Annotated in this window: 23 protein-coding genes; 3 read left to right on the top strand and 20 right to left on the bottom strand. The window is 42.6% G+C overall.

The features are described 5' to 3' along the window. Window positions 1–53 precede the first annotated feature (53 nt). From LRR81_RS08480 to LRR81_RS08490, 3 genes are all read right to left on the bottom strand, one after another. Window positions 54–1,271 carry an ROK family transcriptional regulator gene (locus LRR81_RS08480; RefSeq protein ID WP_231788914.1) on the bottom strand — a complete coding sequence of 406 codons (1,218 nt, stop codon included), beginning with the start codon at window positions 1,269–1,271 and terminating at the stop codon, window positions 54–56. A gap of 155 nt (window positions 1,272–1,426) precedes the next feature. Next, window positions 1,427–1,618: a hypothetical protein gene (locus LRR81_RS08485; protein WP_231788915.1), complete on the bottom strand. Its 192-nt coding sequence runs from the start codon at window positions 1,616–1,618 to the stop codon at window positions 1,427–1,429. Between the two features lie 119 nt (window positions 1,619–1,737). Continuing rightward, window positions 1,738–2,394, bottom strand: coding sequence for an LbetaH domain-containing protein (locus LRR81_RS08490; RefSeq protein ID WP_231788916.1), 657 nt, complete (start codon window positions 2,392–2,394; stop codon window positions 1,738–1,740). Between the two features lie 149 nt (window positions 2,395–2,543). On the opposite strand from LRR81_RS08490, the gene LRR81_RS08495 reads away from it, so the two are divergent. Together LRR81_RS08495 and LRR81_RS08500 are read left to right on the top strand one after the other, a co-directional pair. Next, window positions 2,544–3,017, top strand: a complete 474-nt coding sequence (locus LRR81_RS08495; RefSeq protein ID WP_231789087.1) for a YehS family protein — start codon at window positions 2,544–2,546, stop codon at window positions 3,015–3,017. 15 nt (window positions 3,018–3,032) lie between these two features. Then, entirely contained in the window at window positions 3,033–3,740 is a 708-nt protein-coding gene (locus tag LRR81_RS08500) for a M48 family metallopeptidase (RefSeq protein ID WP_231788917.1), read from the top strand. A 101-nt stretch (window positions 3,741–3,841) separates the two neighbouring features. Here the strand turns inward: LRR81_RS08500 and LRR81_RS08505 are convergent, their stop codons facing one another. Further along, a complete protein-coding gene (locus LRR81_RS08505; protein WP_231788918.1) occupies window positions 3,842–4,801 on the bottom strand; it encodes a tRNA dihydrouridine synthase in 960 nt (319 codons plus the stop codon). A 321-nt stretch (window positions 4,802–5,122) separates the two neighbouring features. Between LRR81_RS08505 and LRR81_RS08510 the strand changes: the two genes are divergently transcribed. Beyond that, entirely contained in the window at window positions 5,123–5,242 is a 120-nt protein-coding gene (locus LRR81_RS08510) for a DUF6254 family protein (RefSeq protein ID WP_231788919.1), read from the top strand. A 142-nt stretch (window positions 5,243–5,384) separates the two neighbouring features. On the opposite strand, the gene LRR81_RS08515 is transcribed toward LRR81_RS08510, so the two are convergent. From LRR81_RS08515 to LRR81_RS08590, 16 genes are all read right to left on the bottom strand, one after another. Continuing rightward, the gene (locus LRR81_RS08515; RefSeq protein ID WP_231788920.1) at window positions 5,385–5,933 is read right to left on the bottom strand and encodes a DUF4240 domain-containing protein; all 549 of its coding nucleotides are present in this window, start codon (window positions 5,931–5,933) and stop codon (window positions 5,385–5,387) included. A gap of 87 nt (window positions 5,934–6,020) precedes the next feature. Next, the gene (locus LRR81_RS08520) at window positions 6,021–6,650 is read right to left on the bottom strand and encodes a LysE family translocator (RefSeq protein WP_231788921.1); all 630 of its coding nucleotides are present in this window, start codon (window positions 6,648–6,650) and stop codon (window positions 6,021–6,023) included. Window positions 6,651–6,739: 89 nt separating this feature from the next. Continuing rightward, the gene (locus LRR81_RS08525) at window positions 6,740–7,804 is read right to left on the bottom strand and encodes a sensor histidine kinase (protein WP_231789088.1); all 1,065 of its coding nucleotides are present in this window, start codon (window positions 7,802–7,804) and stop codon (window positions 6,740–6,742) included. 11 nt (window positions 7,805–7,815) lie between these two features. After that, window positions 7,816–8,502: a response regulator transcription factor gene (locus LRR81_RS08530; RefSeq protein WP_231788922.1), complete on the bottom strand. Its 687-nt coding sequence runs from the start codon at window positions 8,500–8,502 to the stop codon at window positions 7,816–7,818. 89 nt (window positions 8,503–8,591) lie between these two features. Next, window positions 8,592–9,161, bottom strand: a complete 570-nt coding sequence (locus LRR81_RS08535; RefSeq protein WP_231788923.1) for a YdhK family protein — start codon at window positions 9,159–9,161, stop codon at window positions 8,592–8,594. 129 nt (window positions 9,162–9,290) lie between these two features. Further along, window positions 9,291–9,890, bottom strand: a complete 600-nt coding sequence (locus LRR81_RS08540; RefSeq protein WP_231788924.1) for a hypothetical protein — start codon at window positions 9,888–9,890, stop codon at window positions 9,291–9,293. Window positions 9,891–10,039: 149 nt separating this feature from the next. After that, entirely contained in the window at window positions 10,040–11,542 is a 1,503-nt protein-coding gene (locus LRR81_RS08545; RefSeq protein ID WP_231788925.1) for a tripartite tricarboxylate transporter permease, read from the bottom strand. Window positions 11,543–11,569: 27 nt separating this feature from the next. Beyond that, window positions 11,570–12,031, bottom strand: coding sequence for a tripartite tricarboxylate transporter TctB family protein (locus LRR81_RS08550; protein ID WP_231788926.1), 462 nt, complete (start codon window positions 12,029–12,031; stop codon window positions 11,570–11,572). 68 nt (window positions 12,032–12,099) lie between these two features. Further along, complete coding sequence (locus LRR81_RS08555; RefSeq protein WP_231788927.1) at window positions 12,100–13,107, bottom strand: Bug family tripartite tricarboxylate transporter substrate binding protein; 1,008 nt, start codon at window positions 13,105–13,107, stop codon at window positions 12,100–12,102. A gap of 153 nt (window positions 13,108–13,260) precedes the next feature. Next, the gene (locus LRR81_RS08560; protein ID WP_231788928.1) at window positions 13,261–13,938 is read right to left on the bottom strand and encodes a response regulator; all 678 of its coding nucleotides are present in this window, start codon (window positions 13,936–13,938) and stop codon (window positions 13,261–13,263) included. 12 nt (window positions 13,939–13,950) lie between these two features. Then, window positions 13,951–15,543 (bottom strand): ATP-binding protein, encoded by a 1,593-nt coding sequence (locus LRR81_RS08565; RefSeq protein WP_231788929.1) that lies wholly within the window; start codon window positions 15,541–15,543, stop codon window positions 13,951–13,953. Between the two features lie 204 nt (window positions 15,544–15,747). Next, complete coding sequence (locus LRR81_RS08570; RefSeq protein ID WP_231788930.1) at window positions 15,748–17,085, bottom strand: NosD domain-containing protein; 1,338 nt, start codon at window positions 17,083–17,085, stop codon at window positions 15,748–15,750. 35 nt (window positions 17,086–17,120) lie between these two features. Beyond that, window positions 17,121–18,572: a glycoside hydrolase family 32 protein gene (locus tag LRR81_RS08575; protein WP_231788931.1), complete on the bottom strand. Its 1,452-nt coding sequence runs from the start codon at window positions 18,570–18,572 to the stop codon at window positions 17,121–17,123. A 409-nt stretch (window positions 18,573–18,981) separates the two neighbouring features. Beyond that, window positions 18,982–20,055 (bottom strand): AAA family ATPase, encoded by a 1,074-nt coding sequence (locus LRR81_RS08580; RefSeq protein ID WP_231788932.1) that lies wholly within the window; start codon window positions 20,053–20,055, stop codon window positions 18,982–18,984. 17 nt (window positions 20,056–20,072) lie between these two features. Continuing rightward, window positions 20,073–20,714, bottom strand: a complete 642-nt coding sequence (gene pnuC / locus LRR81_RS08585; protein WP_231788933.1) for a nicotinamide riboside transporter PnuC — start codon at window positions 20,712–20,714, stop codon at window positions 20,073–20,075. A gap of 401 nt (window positions 20,715–21,115) precedes the next feature. After that, complete coding sequence (locus tag LRR81_RS08590; RefSeq protein WP_231788934.1) at window positions 21,116–21,556, bottom strand: cell wall hydrolase; 441 nt, start codon at window positions 21,554–21,556, stop codon at window positions 21,116–21,118. Window positions 21,557–21,647 lie beyond the last annotated feature (91 nt).

Genomic DNA, 21,647 nt, shown 5'->3' on the forward strand with positions numbered 1-21,647 from the left:
AAAATCATCGTGATCTAAGAATTATGTCAGCGCTTTCATTTTCTTGTGCAGCTTCACCTCCCTACAGTAACTTGATAGATGGGCAGCTGAAAAATATGAGTAAGGACAAGGAGTGATCCTCCGACTAACCAGGCATCATCATTTAACCGGGACTCCACAATTTTTGTAGTATGGCCTACCTTTGAGAAGAAATTATTTTGGGCAACTTGTCGTACTTTATCCATAAACAAACTGCCGTATTTCATCCCCTCACCAGCTATTACAATTTTTTCAGGATTTAAGGTGTTTATTAAATTACGTATCCCATGACCAAGATAAGAAGCCATCTCGTCAACTAACTGCCCGGCTATTTCGTCACCGTTTATTGCTTGTTCAGCCACTTCCTCAAATTTAAAGCTTTTTAAACCACTATTGGGCTGAAGCAAAAGCAGTTCTTTTCCCTTATTTTCAAAATAAAATTCGGAAGCATACATTTCGAGACATCCCCGTTGCCCGCAGTGGCAAAGGTAGCCATCAACCGCTATCGTCGTATGGCCGAATTCTCCAGCTCCCCCGATGCTGCCATAATTAATCTTGCCATCTATAACAACAGACAGGCCAACTCCAGACCCAACAGATACTAAAACAAAATTGCCGCTCTCTTTTCCCTCTCCTTTTGAAATTTCAGCCAGCGCGTACCCATTGATATTCTTGTCTGCCATAACCGGAATGTTTCGGAACCTTTCTTTCAGCATTTCTGAAATAGGCACATTACTCCAGTCTAATAAGGAGGATCGAATCACCATGCCATTACTGCGATTTACAAGTCCTGATGATAATAGGCCGATTCCTTTCAAGTCTGCCAAACTTTTTTCGTTTTTTTCAAAAATGAGTTTTATATTCTTAACCATTTTGCTGACAATACTCTCCGGTGAAGCATGTCTTTTAAAAGCTATTTTCATCACATCAATAATCTCTGCATCCATATTTGTCAGTCCAACAAGAAGACGTTCTTCTTCCACCTTAATGCTGACAATGTAGCCGAAATTTTTATTAAACTCTATTAATCTGGCTCTTCTGCCGCCAGTAGAAGTAGATTCTCCAATTTCAAAAATATATCCCTGTTCAGTTAATTCCTCAATAATATAGGTGAGTGTAGACATACCAAGGGCACTTAACTTCGCAATCTCCACCCGGCTGATCGGATGTTTCTCACGTATAATTTTTAACACTTTAAACCGATTGATATCTTTTATAAGTTCTTTGCTTCCGTTTCTTATCACATTCATCATTTTCACAGCAACTTTCTTTATTCAATGAACGAAGTATGTTTATAGTTTAATGGAAAAACTTCTCAGTTTCAATTTATAATTTTTATAATATTCAAAAAAGAAGCACTGGGACGGTTCTCTTGCTTCCTAAGCGCCAGAACCGTCCCCATGCTTCCTTAATCAACAACCCTTGCCACATCTTGTCCGCAGTTTTTGCATTTCCCTTTTATAACAATGCCGTGATCTCCATCTTCTATTATGTAATGGACAATAGTGGTCACATCTGAGCAATTTCCGCACCTGACATTGCTGATAATCCGCCTTCTTGCTTCTTTCGAGAGGGTAAGATATTTTTCATTTGCCTTCATTTAAGAACCTCCATCCTCCTCCATTTTTGTACATTTTACTTCTTTATTATTTTTATGAAAAGGAAGCGCGGGGACGGTTCTCATGCTTTTTTGAAGCACCAGAACCGTCCCCATGCTTCCTAATCAAAAGCCAGCCCGCAAGAACAACGGTTCTCCCCAAACAGCAGATGATATGAAGCCGGAAACTCCTGATTTACTTTCTGCACTTCCTCCGCAAATTCCCTGCTGTCTGCCGGCACTCTTGGCAGTGCGTTGGCTTTTTGCTGGGTATCGATATTGGCGCCCGGCGGGACGAAGCGGTTTGGGGCCACTTTGACTCCGTTTGTGACGACAGCATTGTAGGAGATAAAGACTCCTTCTCCTACGATGGCGTTGTAAACAATGGATTTAAACCCGATAAATACGTTGTTTCCGATGTAGCATGGTCCATGAATCAGAGCTCCGTGGGCAGCGCTGACTTCTTTGCCGATGTAAATGGAGTATTTTCTCCCACCGGCTGCAATTTGCTTTTTGAGGATGCCGTGCAAAATTACGCCATCTTGAAGATTGGTATTGGATCCTATATAAAACGGCGTTCCTTCGTCAGCACGGATGCTGACGTTTGGCGCAACATACACATTCTCCCGTATCGTCACATCCCCGATCACACTGGAAAATTGGCTGATAAACGCTGTTTCATCGATATCAGGGTAGATCTGCACCGGATTAAATGTGGTGATGGGATTTGGACTGATGAAGGGTGAAAAACAGCACTTTGATTCCTTTTCTTCATTCATTGGATTCGCCCCTAAAAACATGTTTACGGCAGTATATGGGGATGACAACTACTGTGCAACAAAGGGAGCCGGGTCTGTATAAACATCTTCTCCCGTGTTAGACTAGGATTCTAAAACAATCCAGGAACGGGAGACAACTAACGATGAATATGGATCATAATGACCGCTTAATACGGCTGCGTTATGCATTAGATTTAAAAAATTCCGAGGTAGAAGATATTTTCAGCTATGGCGGCGTTGAGATTTCAAGACCCGATATCAGCAAGCTGCTGACAAAAACGGACGAAGAAGATGATGAAAATTACATTCCCTGCAGCTCTCACATGTATCAGTCTTTTCTAAACGGACTTATCGTGTTTAAAAGAGGAAAACAGGAAGGCCAGCCGGATCAACCCCCAATGACGCAGGAGCATCCGAACAACATTCTGTTGAAAAAGGTGAAGATCGCTCTCTCACTCACCACAGACGATATCATTGAAGTGCTGGATCTTGCCGGTGTCACCATCACAAAGGGTGAACTCGGTGCCCTGCTTCGAAAAGAAGGCCACAAAAATTACAAAGAATGCGGCGATCGATATGCCCGGAACTTCTTAAAAGGATTAGCAATTAAATATAGAGGATAGGAACGGCGGATTAACATGATTCATACGTATTCAGGGGAAACCATCAGCTTCGACATTCAATACAAAAAACGTTCAACCATAGGCATCTATGTAGATGCCTATGGAAATGTGGAAGTCCAGGTTCCAAAGGGCACTGCGGATGCTGCAGTACTGAAGCTTGTTGAGGAAAAATGGGATCTGATTCAGCAGAGAGTAAAAGAAAATAAAGAACGGCTCCTCGGTCCTCAAGTCAAGATGTACGAAGAAGGAGAAAGCTTTCTTTATTTAGGCAAAGCCTATTCCTTGAAGGTTCGAGAAGACTTGCAGGCTGAGAAGGATTCTGTCTTTTTCGAAGGGGACGAGCTGCACGTCGTTGTCAGGCAGCTGGAGGATGAAAAAATCAAAAACGCGCTGAAACGGTTCTATTACCGGCAGTGCAAGGCTTTGGTGGAAAAAAGAATCTCCGCCCATCAAAAGCACTTTAAAACAAAACCGCGCTCCATCCGCATTACAGACAGCCGAACAACTTGGGGAACCTGTGACGCACAGCTGCAGCTAACCTTTAACTGGCGGCTCGCCATGGCCCCGCCAAGAGTCATCGACTACGTCGTCGTTCACGAAATGTGCCACATGGTCCACCTCAACCACGACCGTTCCTTCTGGCGGCTCGTCGGGAAAATGGTACCTGACTATAAGGACGATGAAGCATGGCTGGCGCGGTCTAGCTGGAAGATGACGGTTTAGGAAGCATAGGGACGGTTCTCGTGCTTCCGAAGCAGCAGAACCGTCCCCATGCTTCCAAAAAAACAGCACAGCCCGCATTCAATGGCTGTGCTGTTTTACTATCATTCTTTCCCAAATTCCTCAAGCATCGTCCGCACTTCATCCGTCGATTTCGTATTCATCAACCGGTTCCGCAGCTCAGCCGCTCCAGGGAATCCTTTGACGTAAATTTTGAAAAAGCGGTGAAGCCCTGTAACAGATCGCGGCACTTCCTCCGCATATTGATCCTGAAGATCAAGCTGCAGCCTCAAAAGATCGAGGTACTCCTCACTGCTATGCTCTTTAGGCTCTTTTTCAAAGGCAAACGGATTTTTAAAAATTCCGCGCCCAATCATCACGCCATCAATGCCGTACTTCTCAGCTAACTCAAGGCCGACTTTCCGGTCAGGGATGTCCCCGTTAATGGTCAGCAGCGTATCCGGTGCGATCCGGTCGCGCAGCTCTTTGATTTCCGGAATCAGCTCCCAGTGCGCATCAACCAGACTCATTTCATCTCTAGTCCGCAAATGGATGGAAAGGTTCGCAATATCCTGCTGCAAAATATGCTCGAGCCACTCCTTCCACTCGTCAATCTCCTTAAAGCCAAGCCGCGTCTTTACGCTGACAGGAAGTCCGCCCGCTTTGGCAGCCTGTATCAATTCCGCCGCCACATCCGGACGCAAAATAAGCCCGCTGCCCTTCCCTCTTTGCGCCACATTCGGAACTGGACAGCCCATATTAATATCAACGCCTTTGAAACCAAGCTCCGCCATCCCAATACTCATTTGGCGGAAATACTCAGGATTATCTCCCCAAATATGCGCCACCATCGGCTGCTCATCCTCTGTAAACGTCAACCGGCCGCGCACACTTTTGATCCCCTCCGGATGGCAAAAACTATCCGAATTTGTAAACTCCGTGAAAAACACATCCGGCCTGCCGGCTGCACTGACAACATGGCGGAAAACAACGTCTGTCACATCTTCCATCGGTGCAAGCACGAAAAATGGCCGCGGTAAGTCACGCCAGAAATTATCTATCATGTTGAACTTCATTTCCTTTCGTTATGGGTCGTGCTTTATATTTATTTAAAGTTATGTTGTGTGAAAATAGACATTGTTTATTTTAACGGAAATTGGCCGTGAATGGAATTTTTATATACAAAAAAGGTGCTGGAATTTATTGTTTCTGGAAGCACGGGGACGGTTCTCTTGCTTCCGAAGCAGTAGAACCGTCCCCGTGCTTCGCCCATGCTTGTTATGAGAGACAGATCGGGGTTATTCCCGCCTAATCTGGATTATAACGAATGATACCAGTGACATTAGGGGATAGATAGGATAAATCAAGCGAAAGGGAGTGTAAAGATGAGTAAACCAAAAAGCCGTGAAGAACGTGAGTGGGACCAAAGGAAGGAAAAGCAAAATCCCCACGGAGAAATCAAATCCCTGAAGGAACTGAGCAAAGACGAAAAGAGTCAGAAGTAATAGTGTTATCATTCAGAAGACTTTTTGCTTGTCTTAAAGCACGGGGACGGTTCTTTTGCTTCCGAACAAGCAGAACCGTCCCCGTGCTACTAACAAAAAAAGGTTCTAGTATTTATTGGATTAATATTGAATGCTCTCCACCTTACCCCAGTGGTTCTTCCCCAAATTCCCTCCATAGCACAGGAAATAAATCTTCCAGATCGTCTTCCTCCCAATCGAATTGTATCTCAGGCTCAGGCTGTAACCCCTTTTCATCAAGCGCTTCTAATAACTCATCATATACCTCATCATCCCACTCGACATCGCCCGTCTTGATCAGCGTAAAAGCATCTGCTCCAACCGCAAGCAAATCTTCATTTTCAGGGACACCTTCATCGCCAAGATTATGTTCATTTATGTATGCTGCTAAGTATTCAGGATCTTCCATTACCTGATAAAATACTTCATCACCCTGCCCAATCAGCCAGCCTCGAAAATAATCAAAAGAATCATCCGAACAGCCGCCCATCAACACATATGCTGCTCCCCATAAACGGGATTGATAACTATCGTTCATTAATTTTCGAAAAATAAATTCAAAATCTAATACTTCCTCTATACCTTTTTCAACCAGCAGCTCTGTTAGCCATTCTGCTTGGTTATCATGTTCTTTAGACTTTTCAACTAAGCCCCAAAATTCTTTCTGGTCCACTACATAACCCCCATTCGCTTCCTTCTCCTTCTCAAAAGGAACGGTTCTGCTGCTTCATGGAAGCACGAGAACCGTCCCCATGCTTCCCTAATGAGCCTTCTCCAGAGCCAGCTTTATACCAAATCCAATAAGGATAGTCCCTGTAATGCCTTCAATGATATTCTTAGTTTTAGGTTTTTTCATAAAAGCACTAATTTGAGTAATTAAAAAGATATAAAGCAAAAACCATACCGCTGTCAAAAGAGTGTAAGTAATGCCCATTATGAGAAACGGCAAAAAGGTATTGCTTCCCGTATCCACGAATTGAGGCAGAAAGGTTAAAAAGAAGACAGCAACTTTAGGATTTAGGATATTGGTAAGAAACCCTTGCTTGAAAAAAGATGGTGCTTCAAGCTGAGGTTTTGTGTTCATTTCGACGCTTGCTGCTTCTTCCTTTTTCCTGACAGTCCATAATGTTTTCACACCCAGATAAATCAAGTAAACAGCGCCAACATATTTGAAAATAGAAAACAACAGCGCTGATTTCACAATGATCGCAGAAAGTCCTAATACAGCAGCAGAAGTATGAATAAGAAGCGCGCAGCAAGTGCCTAAAGCTGTCCGGAGACCTCCGCTCCTTCCAAAGGTGACCGTGTTTTTCGTAGCCATGGCCGTATCAGGACCAGGTAAAATAATCAGCAAAACACACATAACCAAAAATAGATAAAAGTTTACCATGTTGAGATCTCCTTTCTGATTGGAAGCATGGGTGGAAGCATGGGGACGGTTCTGCTGCTTCATGGAAGCACGAGAACCGTCCCCATGCTTCATAAAGGCAAAGCAATATACACAGCTGTCACTTCTCCCGGAATGCTCTCTATCCAAATTTCCCCGTTATGAGCCTCAACCAGCTGTTTGGCTATGGTCAGTCCTAAGCCGCTTCCTCCATATCTGCGGTTTCTGGATTTCTCCGTTCGATAAAACCGTTCGAATACTTTTTGGACGTCTTCATCCGGAATGCCGATGCCTGTGTCTGCAATAACAATTTGAGCCTTTGGCCCTTTTTTCTTTGCAGTCACCGTGACGGTTCCCCCTGCTGGCGTATATTTTAATGCATTCGATAGTAAATTGATCAAAACCTGCATCATCCGTTTTTTATCTAATGGCATCTGAATATCAGCCTTAGAAGATGAAAGCATTACTCCTTTTTGTGCATAGGATTCTTTCACGGTGTTTATGCTTTGCTGAATTACGTGATCCAGATTCTCTGGCTCTTTATCTAAAACAAAGTCAGGTGCCTCATAAGCTGTTAATTGTTCCAGATCTTCCACTAAAGAAATCAGCCGCTCAATTTCTTCTCCAAAAGAATGCATCCGTTCTGGTGTGGCTTCAAATATGCCATCTTCCATTGCTTCTATATGACTTTTCAGGGTAGCCAAAGGGGTCCGCAGTTCATGAGCAATATCACTGGTCATGTTTTTACGGGCTGTTTCCTGTTTTTGGAGCTGGGAAGCTAATTTATTCAATGAATATCCTAATTCCTGAAGCTCATCATGACCTTTGGTTTTCACGCGGATCTTAAGGTCTCCCTTTGCCATTTTTTCAGCTGCCCTTCTCATCATCACTAGCGGCTTCGATAACCTTTTGGCCACGAGGTAACTGAGGAGGCATACCAATATAAAAACACCAACAGATGTCCAGAGAATTGATCCTAAAACTGCCCTTTCAAAATGCAGAACAAGGGGCTGAATCGAACGGAACTCGGGCGCGTCCATCCGAAACATCTTAAAATGATGGTGAACTTCAAATAAAATCACGATGCTTGCCACTGTTAAAATCAACGTAGCTGCAAGGATAAAAACAAGGGTGAGACGGGCATGCAAACCTTTCATTTTCACAAAAGTCACCCCTTAAATTTGTAGCCGGCTCCAAATACGGTATGAATGTACTTTGGCTGCTTAGGATCGGCTTCAATCTTGTAGCGAAGGTTTTTGATATGCTGATCAATGGTTCGAGGTTCTCCTTCGTAATCAAACCCTAATACTTTTGCCACAAGCTCTTCTCTTGAAAAAGTGCGATTGGGGTTTCTGGCCAGGACCAGCAAGGTTTTGTATTCAATCGGTGTTAAGTAAACCTGCGTATGTTTTAAGAAAACCTCTTTCGCTTTCGCATCAACCGTTAACTCTCCGCCGCCATATGATATTTGATCGGCGAGCAGATCGCTTTCATTAACACGTCTCATAATGGCTTTCACCCGCATAACCAATTCCCTCGGGCTGAAGGGCTTGATCATATAATCATCTGCCCCCAAAGACAAACCGTTTATCCTTTCGTTTTCCTTCACTTTTGCGGTGAGCATCAAGATTGGAACAGCAGCCTCCCGGCGAATAAATGTACAAACTTCTTCTCCGCTAATATCCGGCAGCATTAAATCGAGAATCACAAAATCAATATAATGATTCTTCATAAGACGCAATGCTTCTTGCCCTGTTGAAGCTTCTACCGTTTGATATCCTTCATTTTTCAAGTATGTAGAGATGACCTCCAGGATCTTTTCCTCATCATCAACAATTAAGATTGTTTTTGCCAAATCGTTCTCTCCCTTTGGCTTATTATACCTTCTGTTTCGAGAAAAAACGGAAATTCCATAAGAATGAAATTTCCGTTTTTTCAGGTGCTTTATTCAGGCTGAAGCTCACTCTCAGTGACCCACTTATGATTTTTAACTGTATCCCCGCCTGTCGCAGGTGTGTAATCGACCATGTAGACTGTTGTCTTTTCAGCTGATTCGATCACGGCAGAAGCGCCCTTCATCCCTTTCATGTGATCCGCATTCAACGTAACTTTGTCACCCTTTTTCAGCTCTTTATTCCCTGCATCCTGGATTTCCTCTTTAATCACCCATTTATGATTTTTCACAGGATCTCCGCCTGAAGTTGGCGTATAAGTCACCACAAAAGCGTTCGTATCAAAAGCACCGGCAATTTTCGCCTTTGCCCCCTTCATCCCTTTCATATGGTCCGCTTCAATAATGGCCTCGCTTCCCACTTCATATTTAGGATTCTCTGCCTTCTTCAAATCCTTCGGCACCTCGCCTGAACCGGAATGCATCATCCCCTCATGGTTCATGCCTTCATCCTTCATTTCCTGTTTATCCATTTTCATATCACCGTTGTCATTCGAACAAGCTCCAAGCGTCAACGATAACGCAAGCAATGAAACAGCAAAGATGCTGCTTTTTATTCTCATGGTGTGAGCCCTCCTTGAGTTTTTCATTTCATTGCTGTGATTGTATCGAATAGTTGTGAAGAAGTTGTGAAGGAAGCAAAGGGACGGTTCTCTTGCTTCCTTGAAGCAGCAGAACCGTCCCTTTGCTTTCTAATCAAAATCTCTTTTTATTTCTTCTAAATTTCTCCCAGTATTGGATTCAATAAATTGATAGAGAAGTTGTTTATCCTCATTATTAACATGGTTTTTAAATTTATCTAAGTGTCCTTCAAATCCTTCAAAATAGGAACTTTTATAGTTAGGATTGTTGTAGATCATGACATATTCTTGATATTCCTTTATCTTCATTTTATCTTCAATCTGAATGAGAATTTGATTCCATTTATTCGATCGTTCAGTACGAAAAGGTTTTTTTACTAAGGCTTCATTTTGTTCTTCGTTATTTATTTGCTGAATAAATTGCGACACTTCTAGTTTGCATTGAAGAAGTTCAATTCTATTCTTGTTATCTAAATCATGTAATATGTCCGAGTTATATTGAATAAATCTAGCTTTACGGTAGGGTGTCTTTCCCTGCTTCTGCTTTTCATCTTTTTTATTGTTGTTATATTCATTTACTTTTTTTGCAGCTGTACTGGCAAATTTCATTGCTGAGGCTATATTGTCCAAATTATCCACAACAAATTTTCCTGCTTTGGGGCCATGAGTCTTTACTGTTTTGATTATAGGTTTTATAGGGATATTACCCATGATAATTGCTCCTTTCAAATTATATGGTGACAGATATACCTACTTAATAGCCTTATTCATTACTTCTTAACCTAGAATTTCCAATACATAAAAATACAAAGGGACGGTTCTTTTGCTTCCAAGAAGCACCAGAACCGTCCCCATGATTCCTAAGCAGCCATAGATTTCTCTCTTTTCTGTTTAACTTTCGATTGAATAAGCGGAAAAAACAGTACAGCAACAGCTAAGATAAGAAAAATCAGTGATACGGGTCTTGTAACAAAGATACTCAAATCAGCATTTGATATGGTCATTGCCTGCCGGAAGGATTGTTCAATCATGTTTCCTAAAATAAAGGCAAGGATAAATGGCGGTGCCGGGAAATTGGCCAATCGCATGAAGTAACCGACGATGCCGAACCCAACTAGTAAAAAGAGGTCAAAGGTGCTGAAGCTTACGGCATAAACCCCCATCATACAAAAAATGATGATTAAGGAAATCAGCAGCGGCCTGGCGATTTTTAATATTTTCGCGATATATGGAATCAGCGGCAAGTTCAACACTAAGAGCAGAACGTTTCCAACATACATACTGGCGATGACTCCCCAGAAAATGTCCGGGTGTTCGGTTACAAGAAGCGGGCCAGGCTGTACGCCCATCACCATTAATGCGCCGAGCATAACCGCCGTTGAACCGGAACCGGGAATTCCAAGGCTCAGAAGCGGAACAAATGCCCCTGTTGACGCTGCGTTGTTAGCTGATTCAGGTGCTGCAACTCCTCGAATTTCGCCTTTTCCGAAGTTTTCCGGGTTCTTGGCGATTCTCTTTTCCGTTAAGTAGGCCATGAAGGAAGCTATTGTTCCGCCGGCTCCAGGTAAAACACCTACGATAAAGCCCATGACCGAGTTTCGAGCCCAGGTAGGGGTAATCCACTTTATTTCCTTTTTCGTGAGTTTCAAGCTCCCAATCGTATTTTGCTGTTTTACTTTTTCTTTCCTTTTAAAAACAAGTGCTGCTACTTCTGCTAAGGCAAAAAGACCAAGAGCAACGACAAGGAAATCAATTCCCTCCAAAAGATGAACACTGCCGAATGTAAATCTTGGCGTTCCTGTCTGGCTGTCTATGCCAATCGTTGAAAACATAAAGCCCAATGTAGCTGTAATCAGCGCTTTAATTGTTGAGCCATCCCCAAGACTGGCAACTGCCATAAGACCCATCAGCATTAATGCCAAGTATTCGGGAGGTCCAAATGAGACGGCCACCTTGGCAAGTGTCGGAGCCAGGAAGGACAGTAAGATCACACTTAAGGTTCCTCCTACAAAGGAAGAACAGGCTGCAATAGCCAGTGCCTTTCCGGCCTTTCCCTGCTGCGAGAGCGGATATCCATCAAACGTTGTCGCCACAGCCTCTGAAGTACCTGGTGCGTTTAATAAAATGGAAGAGGTCGCTCCGCCATAAGCAGCTCCGTAATAGACACCTGCCATTAACAGCATCGCAAGGGAAGGCGACATGCCGTATGTTATTGGAATCATAACAGCAATAGCCGTTATTGGCCCAAGTCCTGGAATCATTCCAATGATCGTCCCAATAATGACACCAATAAAGACAAAAAGAAGGCCTTGAAGACTGAACGCGACCTGAAATCCAGTTAATAATCCATTTATTGCATCCAACTGTAACACCTCTTTTATCCAATATGTTTAAATAGGCAATATTCCCGGCGGCAAAGCGACCTGAAGGCCCTTTGTAAAAGCAAAGTAAACCGCCAAAGGGAAAATAACGGAAACGATCCCATTGACCAAATAGTTTTTATATCCGAGAAACCGGGAACACCCGAAAATGAAAATGAGTGTTGAGAGAACAAAACCAAGCGGCTCGAGCAGAAAAATATAAAGAATGATAAAACCAAGCACAGATAAAACCATCAGCTTTTCTTTTCCAGGAATCTTTTCTTTGCTCTCTTCTTCTGATGTCACGTGATTATCTTTCGCAAAGTAAAGACAGATAGAGAGAATCACCAAAAGAAACCCCAATCCCATTGGAATCATATCTGAATCAACCGGGACATATTTATAGGCTGGCAGATTAAAAGTTAAGACTAAATAAAAAATGGAAAACAGCAATAAACCAGCTGCAATTTTTTGATTCAATGTTTTTAACATCGCGTTCCTCTCCTTTAAGAAATCAGGAGCCTATGCCATTCGCTGCATCGGCTCCCATCCATTCCCTTTTAGTTCTTTGAAAGTCCTAATTCATCCAGTAATGCTTTGTCTTCTTTTTCCTGTTGGGCTAAGAAGTCTGTGTATTCTTTGCTGTCCATATATTTTTCATCCCAGCCATATTGCTCCCGTATCTTAGCCCACTGTTTGGAATCACTTAGTTCTTTGAATTTTTGTTCGTAATATTTTAGTGCCTGGGGATCCATATCTGGAGGGCCAAAAAATCCTCTCCAGTTAATAAAGTCAGCATTAATGCCTTGCTCTTTTGCCGTTTTGAAGTCAGAAATCACATCGCCTTTTAGGCGGTGATCAGCTGTAATTCCCAGTACTTTGACTTTGCCGGCTTTCACTTGTTCAACAGATTCCGCAATCCCCGCAGAGTATACTTGGACACTGCCGTTTAGAAGCTGAGTCAAAGCCCCGCCATCCTGGTCTGAAACGTATTTAATTTTCTTAATATCAACGCCTGCTTTTTTTGCAATTCTTACAAATAGAATATGATCCATGCTGCCTGGTGAGGAAGCGCCGACAACAGAGATTTTGGATGGATCTTTTTTCATATCTTCGAATAAGTCATTTAATGAATTCCATTTTGCATCTGCCTTTACAACAATGGCGCCATAATCTGCGATCATATTCGCAATTGGTGTAAAATCTTTATAACCGAATTGGGATTGCCCGTTTAAAGGGACTAACAATAGCGGCGGTGAAGAGACAAATAAATGATATGGATCTTTTTGCGAATGGACGTAAGCCCAGCCTACAGCGCCGCCTCCGCCTGGCTTATTCACAACACCGATGCTTTTCGGGATAATTTTATCTTCTGTAAACACTTTTGCTGCCATCCGGGCAGTCGTATCCCAGCCTCCGCCGGCACCTGAAGGAGCTGCTATTTCAATTGTTTTGGCAGGCTCCCAGTCCTTTGCATCAGCCTTGCCGCCTGTTGTCTGGCTGTTTGAACATGCAGCCAGGGCCAAAATCATCACTGCACTAAATAAAATAACTGCTATTTTTTTCATGCTTGTCCCCCTTGTCTTTTCTTCCCAATCTGATAAATATCGGAAAAGTTAGAATAATCGTAACAAGAGGGATTAAAAATGTAACCGTTTTCAAAATAAAGTAATTAAACTGCAATTTGTCTATTTTGTTCATTTTGTTCACGGATAAATGCTCTACTTCTGCGGGTAATAGCGCCTTTCCGGACGGCCGACAATTCCATAGACAAGCTCTGCGTAACAATTTCCGATCGAAATGAGGTATTCCAAATATCTTCTCGCAGTTGTACGGGATACACCTATTTCTTTTCCTGCTTCTTCTGCAGAGATCCCTTGAGTATGCTTTATAACAATCGCTGCTACCTTCTCAAGAGTGATTTGATCAATCCCTTTTGGCACAATGGTTTGAGTTTCTATAGAAGAAGTTTGATGCCCAAAATAATGATCGATCATCGTTTGATTCAGTTCATCGTGTTTTTCAATCAAAGATCTTTTATTTTGGTAGTTTTCAATAACCTCTGTAAACTTTTCTAAGGATACAGGCTTGATTAAATAATTGAATACTCCATACTGAAGAGCTCTTAGGAGAAAATTTTTATCCGTAGATGCTGTGACAATGATGACGTCAACGCAGGAAAACCGTTCTCTGATTTTTGAGAGTAAATCTGTTCCCAAATCGTCAGGCAAGTAAATATCCAATATTAATAAATCAACGGGATGCGATTTTAAAAATTTCAACGTATCTAAAGCATTGACTGTTTTACCGGCAATACTTATTCCTTTTATATTTTCCAGAAATTTCTCGTGAACGGATGCTACTCGAAAGTCATCCTCTGCTATCAAAACATTGACCATGGTGAATCACCCTCACCCTTTTGTTTTTGGAATATAGATTGTGAAAATGGCTCCAGCTTCTTCTCCATTTTTCACCTCAATCACACCATTTAAATTTTCCACCATCTCTTTCACATTGGATAATCCGTAGCCTCTGTCTCCAGAACCCTTTGTTGAAAAACCTTGTTCAAAAATTCTCCCGAAGTTTTGTTCCGGTATTCCCATTCCGTTGTCTGCTATTTCAAAAACAAGATCATTTCCCATGTCCAGGGCGAAAAAAACCACCTCTGGCTGCGGTGTGCTCATTGCTCCCTCGATCGCATTATCTATGACGTTCCCAAGGATGGTTGTTAACTGAGAGATGTCAATATGAGCAGGCAGCGGATTCAGTGACGTATTCTCATCAATCGTAAACACAACCTTCTTCTCCGATGCTTTCCCGATTTTCCCAAGCAAAATGGCTTGAACCCTCAAATCCTGTACTTGGTCAAACAAAATGCGATTTTGATTATTGTTAAGTTCCGTCTCTCTCTGGATCATCTTAATTGCTTCCTTGTAGTGCCCAAGCTGCAATAAACCTGAAATAACATAGAGTTTATTCGTATATTCATGCGTCTGGGCACGCAAATCCTCTGAATACTTTCTAACCTCTGAAAGGGTGTTCACCATCTCCCAGATTTCGGTTTTATCCCTGAAGCTGGAAACCACCCCTATCACTTTATTTTTCTCAAAGATAGGTGTCCGATTGACTATCACTCTGCGTTTCCCGATTTGAAGCTCTTGATCTGTCTGAGTTTCCCCATTTTTCAGCACATCGTACATCTTTGTCTGCGGCAAAAATTCTTCGATTTTCCGCCCAATAAAATCACCGGTTTCACCAAAAAAATTCATCGCCGCAGAGTTAATCATGGTAATAGCACCCTCATGGTCGATAGAGATGATACCTTCTTTAATAGAATGAAGAACAGCGCTTCTTTCTCTGTATAATGAGGCAATTTCGTGAGGCTCTAAACCTAACGTATCCTTCCGAATATTCCTGGACAATAAAACGCCGCCAAGGGAAGCTAATGCTAAGCTCAGCAGGGAAAATACAGTGATCTTCAGGATTTTCTTGAAAATTTGATACTTCACATCATTAATGAGATAGCCTACAGAAACAACTCCTATAATTTCCCCGCTATCCGAAAGAATGGGTGACTTTCCCCTCAACGAAGGCCCCAGCGTTCCGACCGCTTTGGATATATAGGATTTCCCGCTGATCAGCGCACGGTCATTGTCCCCACCGACCATCTTTTCACCAATTTGCTTTTCATTTGGATGAGCATAACGAATCCCCTCTTTATTTCCCACCACAATAAACTCCGCATCCACTTCGTGACGGACCTTTTCAGCTAACGGCTGAATAACACTTGATGGATCCTTCCGTTTAAACCCCTCCCGTACAGCAGGCATCATCGAAAAAATCCTTGAAACCTGCAGCGCCCGATTCCCCATCTGTTCCTCCACCTGATGCCATTCAATATAAGTAAACGAAGCGGATAAAAGTAAAATGATGAAGACCATAAGAGAAAGGATTAACAATAAAATCTTCGATTGCAGCGTTAACTTTGGTTGCTTTTTCTTCATCGCGGACTCCTAATCTCTCAAAATTAAATATTTCTTACTATTATAAATATTGGGAATCGTTATGGGAAGGGGAAGCAGAGGGACGGTTCTTGCGCTTCCTAAGCAGCAGAACCGGCTTATCCGTGGATCATGAGGAAAAACACGGGAAAACACGGGGACGGTTCTCGTGCTTCAATGAAGCAGCAGAACCGTCCCCTTGCTTCCTTAGACTCCTGGCGTTGGAGTAGCCCTGAATGAATTTACAGTCTTGTCCATGACAACCTGGGCATCACTTCCCGAATCAAGAATGATATTTTGAAGCGATTCTTTTTCTACCAATACTGTTGTTACGGTAAGCGGCTCTTCTGCTTCGGCAGTCAACAATGCTTCTACTTGCGCAGTGAAACAAGAATCGCTTGTGTTGGCATGAACCTCCGCGGCAACAACATGATTATTAGAAATATAATTTCCCTCACCCGAAACAATCCGGATGATAACCGGTGTTGCTCCTTTCGGCTTAATATTATGAATGACCTCGGAAAAGTGATTGGCCATCACAGAATTATGATTGCCGCTGATCGAGAGGAGACCATACAAATCATCCAAGCCATTGTCAACGCCCACAAAAGGAGTCCATGGTTCATGGTCACGCAGAAAGTGATTGGAAGAAACCAGGTTTTCCGAACAATTCCCCTCGAATACCACCATTCCTGGATAAAAGGAATGAAGTCTATTACTTGTGATACTAGACCGTGTCACACCGTCAAAATAGATACTGCTCGCCCCTCGCGGGAATACATTATTCGCTGTAATTAAAAGTCCCCCAAAATTTTGAGCGTAAATGGAATATCCTTTGTAACCGGCTCCTATCAAGTTATCCGTGATTTTTGAAGCCTGTCCCCAGCCTCGCAGTTCTATGCAATTCCCGCATTCTGCTATGAAATTGTTGTGAATAGACAGTGCATCTGCATGATAAATCGTGAGACCATGCTCTAAATACACAAATCCCATGCCTGAAATCCGAAATGAGTCACAAGCACTTGCCACATAAATACCCGTTTTACCGTTCGTATAGGTGTTTTCCGGATTGATCATCCCTGAACCATCTTCGATAAAATGCAACCCATCAATACAAAAGTCAGAAAACTCCACCGAACTTATTCGGGGATTTCCGCTTCGTTCCACATAAAAGGCTGCTCCTTTATATTCCTCATCATTTTCTTCCTGTGGAAGATCTACGAGTATGCGGCTTCCTCCCGGCCACAATTCATGCAAAGCCGCCCATTCCTTTTTAGAAGTATTAAAGCGAATACTTGATGATGTAAACCCATGTCCAGAACCCGTAATTTTGAGAAAACTGATATCGATCACTACTTGGCTGCGAAGATGATAATCTCCCGGCGGAATATAGATCACCGCACCCGGTTTTCCGCCTTTCTTTACATCCGTGTTTCTTTGCCTATTTTTTACATCAGCTATTATACTATTAATTACTTCACCAATATCCTCATAAGGATTGCCGGCAGGCCACTCTGTTACGTCGTAATAGTTTTCACTAGCCATCCATAAATTCTCCTATCGATTTAGTGTGTTTGTTATCACTTTAGCGGATAGAGATCCAGAGTAAGCAGTTTTACATTTCCGCCATTCGAAAACAGCTCTATACCCTTACTGAATAAGTCTGGAAAGACTAAACTGGTCATGGCCATTTCCCCATTATTTACAAAAACCTCAATAGAAGAACGATCCACAAAGACTTGGAATTTCATCCGATGGTTTGGAGCTTTGATCACCGCACAATCGATAGATGAAAAGAACTCATTAAAAGAGGTTTCCCCAGAGTTTCTTCGATCCATGTACACTTCCTCTTTTTCCACATGATAGCCTATCACTGTTTCTTTATTATCTGACTTAAACACTCTTATTCCAAAGTCCTTACCACTCTCAAACTCAAACTCTACAATCATTTCACAAGTATTTCCCTGAAAGTTCACTAGGAGATCCTTATCTGGTGCCAGCAGCTGATTCTTCATGTGTATAGGTTCATTGCGAAGATTTTCCAACTCTTTAATTGGCTTTTGGATCAATAGGTCCTTAGATGATAGAAATAATTCACGCGGGAGTGTCATAGCCCCTCTCCACCCATGAGCCGGGATTTCGTTGGCATATCTCCAATTGTTCATCCAGCCTATATAAATCCTTCTGCCATCTGCCATGTCTGACCAAGTAACTCCAGCGTAATTATCTTTGCCGCTGTCAAGCCATTTTACCTTGTGATCCATACAGGAAGGTTTAAAGCTATGGCCGTCGAAATCTCCTACAAAATATTGAGTTCTGGAACCATAAGGACTATCTCCATGACTGACAAAAAGAACCCATTTCGTTTGTTCTGGATGATCAACGACAGGCAATTTAAATAAGTCAGGGCATTCCCATACTCCAAACTTTTCACCTGAGGGTCCTTCAAACGAACTTTCATATTGCCACTCTTTTAAATTAGGAGAGCTGTAAATATCTATACGATCTCCAGCTGCCAAAGTCATAATCCATTTATCGGTTTCTTCATACCAGAACACCTTTGGATCACGAAAATCAATTTTCGCCTCATCTACCAGAACAGGATTATGGGGATATTTTATCCAGGTTCTTCCTTTGTCAAGACTGTATGCGAGGCTTTGCCGCTGCCGGGGTTTAGTTGAGTGCGGATCCGTATCATGATGGGTGAAAATGGCCACTAAACCGGATTTTCCATTAAAAAATCCTGTCGTATCATTCCAATCTACAACAGCACTCCCAGAAAAAATCATTCCATTTTCATCAGGGGCTAACGCGATGTCTAAATGTTCCCAGTGAACCATATCCTTACTAACAGCGTGCCCCCAATGCATCGGACCCCATTGGAGGCCAAAAGGATGGTACTGATAGAACAAATGATATTCCTCTTGATAATAGACCAATCCGTTCGGGTCATTCATCCAGTTTTGTTTAGGAGTAAAATGATAGGATTGCCGGTATTGTGCCTCACAGGCTTCGGGCTTAGACTTCAACATCTTTATTACTCTCCCTTCAGAATAAGACACATAAAATTCCATATGCAGCCACCGCACCAAAGGATTTGCTGAAAATGGTGCTGGCGCCTGCTGTAATTAAGCTATTTAAAAAATACTTTCCTATAGGTAAGTATTTAAACATCTTTCTATAATATTGAAAGGATGACCATGCTCGACTCTTTCTATTAAAACAGCTAGAGTTTCATTTGCCTCTTGTGTATTTTGCAACTTGGTAACGGTTACATTTTTTATACTTTTATTGTATTAGTTAAGATGCTTTTATAAAATTCCAACTTTTTTTGAAAAGGTTATATATATTTAGAACTTTTTACGCTTGGGGCCGCGGGAACGGGAACAGCAGCAGAGATAGAGGCTGAGGTGATAAGCCTTCTTTTCCCTGCCGATGTTTTTATTTGATTATCCCAAAAATCGCATCAAGCGCGATCGCCACTCGAGTCTCATAATCGGGATGATCAATCTCTGCATATGGTATCCCATGCTTGTCCATTCGATCCTTTATCCGCTGTGCAGCAAATTCACGGTATTCCTCGTGCAGCCTCGTGCCATCATCCACCCATTTAACTGTCGGTTTTAGGAACAGGTACAAATCCGTGTGCTCCTTATAGGAAAGGATGTGTTTTTCGGCTAGCACATCGAATTCCTTTTCTCTGAGGGGATAATAGAGATCCGCAAAGGTTTGGGTAACGATGGCGTCTGTGTCACAGATGAGAATCTGGTTCTTCCCTGCCTCAAGAGGAGTGTGGAGGAACAGGTGAAGCTGCTTTTGCAGCAGAATATAGAAATCCTGAATGCCTGTGAGAGGAAATTGGTCCGTATAGGTTCTTCCATATTCCTGAACCCCTATAGCATTCAATTTTTCAGCGAGGGTCTCTGTCATTGTGCTTTTGCCGGACGATTCGCTCCCGACAATGACAAACCGGTACTGAAAGGGTTTCGGCTGTTTCGTATGAAGGTCAGCATATTCTTGAAAAAAGGGAGTAAACTCCGGGTGGGTTCCAGCTTTCCCAGTAAGGTATTGGCGGCAAAGAGTACCCGAAACAGGATGTGCCAGCCGCTCCTTGTCGACGAGCACATGCTTGCAATTCAAGCAGTCGGCCATTTGAAAGCCATATTCCTCTGAGGTAAACAGCGCATCATAAGCAGGATGAGCGGGAGTTAAATATCCTTCCAGGAGATCTGTCCAGATGCCCCAGAAATCAGGATGCTCTGAAGGCTCCTGCGGAACGGTTTTATCCAGATGCAAAACGTCCGCAGTTTTTCCTTTATACTCTTCCTCGGCGAGCATTTCCTTTACAGCTTGGTGAACCCAGGCATGGCGCAGTACCCCTGGAATTGTTTCTGACAGTAGAGAACAGACAACAATTGTCACATGGTCCGATGCAGCAATCGCCCTCTTGATTAAATAATGGTGCCCTTTATGAAATGGATAAAACTTTCCAAACACTAAGCCATGCTTATACATGATTTCCCCTCCCTCCTTCATGCTGCCTGTTTCGTGTGGATGCTTTTAAGTTCTTTTTTCCAGCTGATCAACCCATAGATGCAGATGATGAGGAAAACAAAGTATGTAAAGGCAATGAGAGGCAGCCCTTTATATAGGTAAAGTCCTACAGACAGAACATCAACCGCAATCCAGATAAACCAGTTCTCGAGAACTTTGCGGGAAAGGAAGAACTGAGCGAAAATGGACATGGAGGCTATTAAAGCATCTGCATAAGGGATGGACGCATCTGTATAAGCCGACAATCCATAGCCCCAGATTCCTGTCACCAAAACCATTCCGGCAAAAAGAAAAATGCCCTCAGTCTTTGTCATTGTTCTTGTAGGCCTGACTGGATGCCCCTCCCTTTTTGTCAGCCATACTGCCCAGCCATAAAGGGACAGAACCAGGAAAATGACCTGCAGGGCAGCATCTGCATAGAGTTTTACATCATAAAAAATGAAAAAGAACAAAGCCAAATTCACAATCCCAACAGGATATGCCCATATGTTTTCCTTTGCATTAAGCCAAACGCAAACCAGTCCAGCCAAACTTGCCGCGATCTCCATCCAGCTGCTGTTTGAGTACCAGGCCAATCCTATGAAAATTATAAGAACGAGCCAATCATATCTCCTAAACATGTAACATTCTCCCCTATTTCATTTGGTATTTTTTAGCATACTCCTTATCTATTAAATAATTTCGCTTGTTAAAAGTAAAGGTTTTGGAAGCATGGGGACGGTTCTCGTGCTTCCTAAGCAGAAAATATGCTTATTTTAAAAACAAGGTTATTCTGGCGGCCGCTAACCTGTTTTCTTAATGAACTCGGAGGCAGATTATTGAAAAAGAAAAAAGGAAGAAAACTAAATTCTTTCATCTTTCCATCGTGCCCGTTTCAGGGTTAATAAGCTTTATCGCCGGTGTTAGCTGCGCAATGATGAATCGTAAACAAATTCAGGATATTTTAATATTAAACAGAAACAAATTAATTAAGGAGCACCTGTTAAGTGCTCCCTTTGTTTTTACATATTTCTCAAAACCATTATCCGCCATACACACTCGCACAAGTTCCTGCTTTCGGTTCATAATAACAGTGATTCTTGTATTGGCCGGCTTTGGGCTGGCCGTACCATGATGGAGGACACGGCGCATAAGGGTTAAAGTACCACAGGGAGTACTTAGCGGGGTGGTCCCGCCAATAATTCAGGTTCTTCTTAGCGAGCCTTTTCTCTACTGACCTGGCCCTGTTATAAAAAACATTCCCTTTTTGAACCGCCTCAAAGGAATAATTTCCGCCCTGCACCTGAAAAATCACCTGCCGGATGGTCCGTACGTCTTTAAAATCCAGGCAGTTTGCTTTCGCCCGGTTCACGATCACATTCCCCACATACAGCATGCCTTGCTTTCCTTCACCTTCAGCCTCCGCTCTCATCATCCTTGCCATCAAGGCAACATCGGCATCCGTGTATTTAACTCTGCCCATTTTTCTCACCTCAGGATAGTGTATGAAGAGAGGGGGGAATCATGATATCTGGTTTCATTTGCAGCCTCTTCGGCTTACAGCGGTTGATTGT

Origin of the sequence: Metabacillus kandeliae (assembly GCF_021166585.1) — a bacterium.
Taxonomy (GTDB): domain Bacteria; phylum Bacillota; class Bacilli; order Bacillales; family Bacillaceae; genus Metabacillus_B; species Metabacillus_B kandeliae.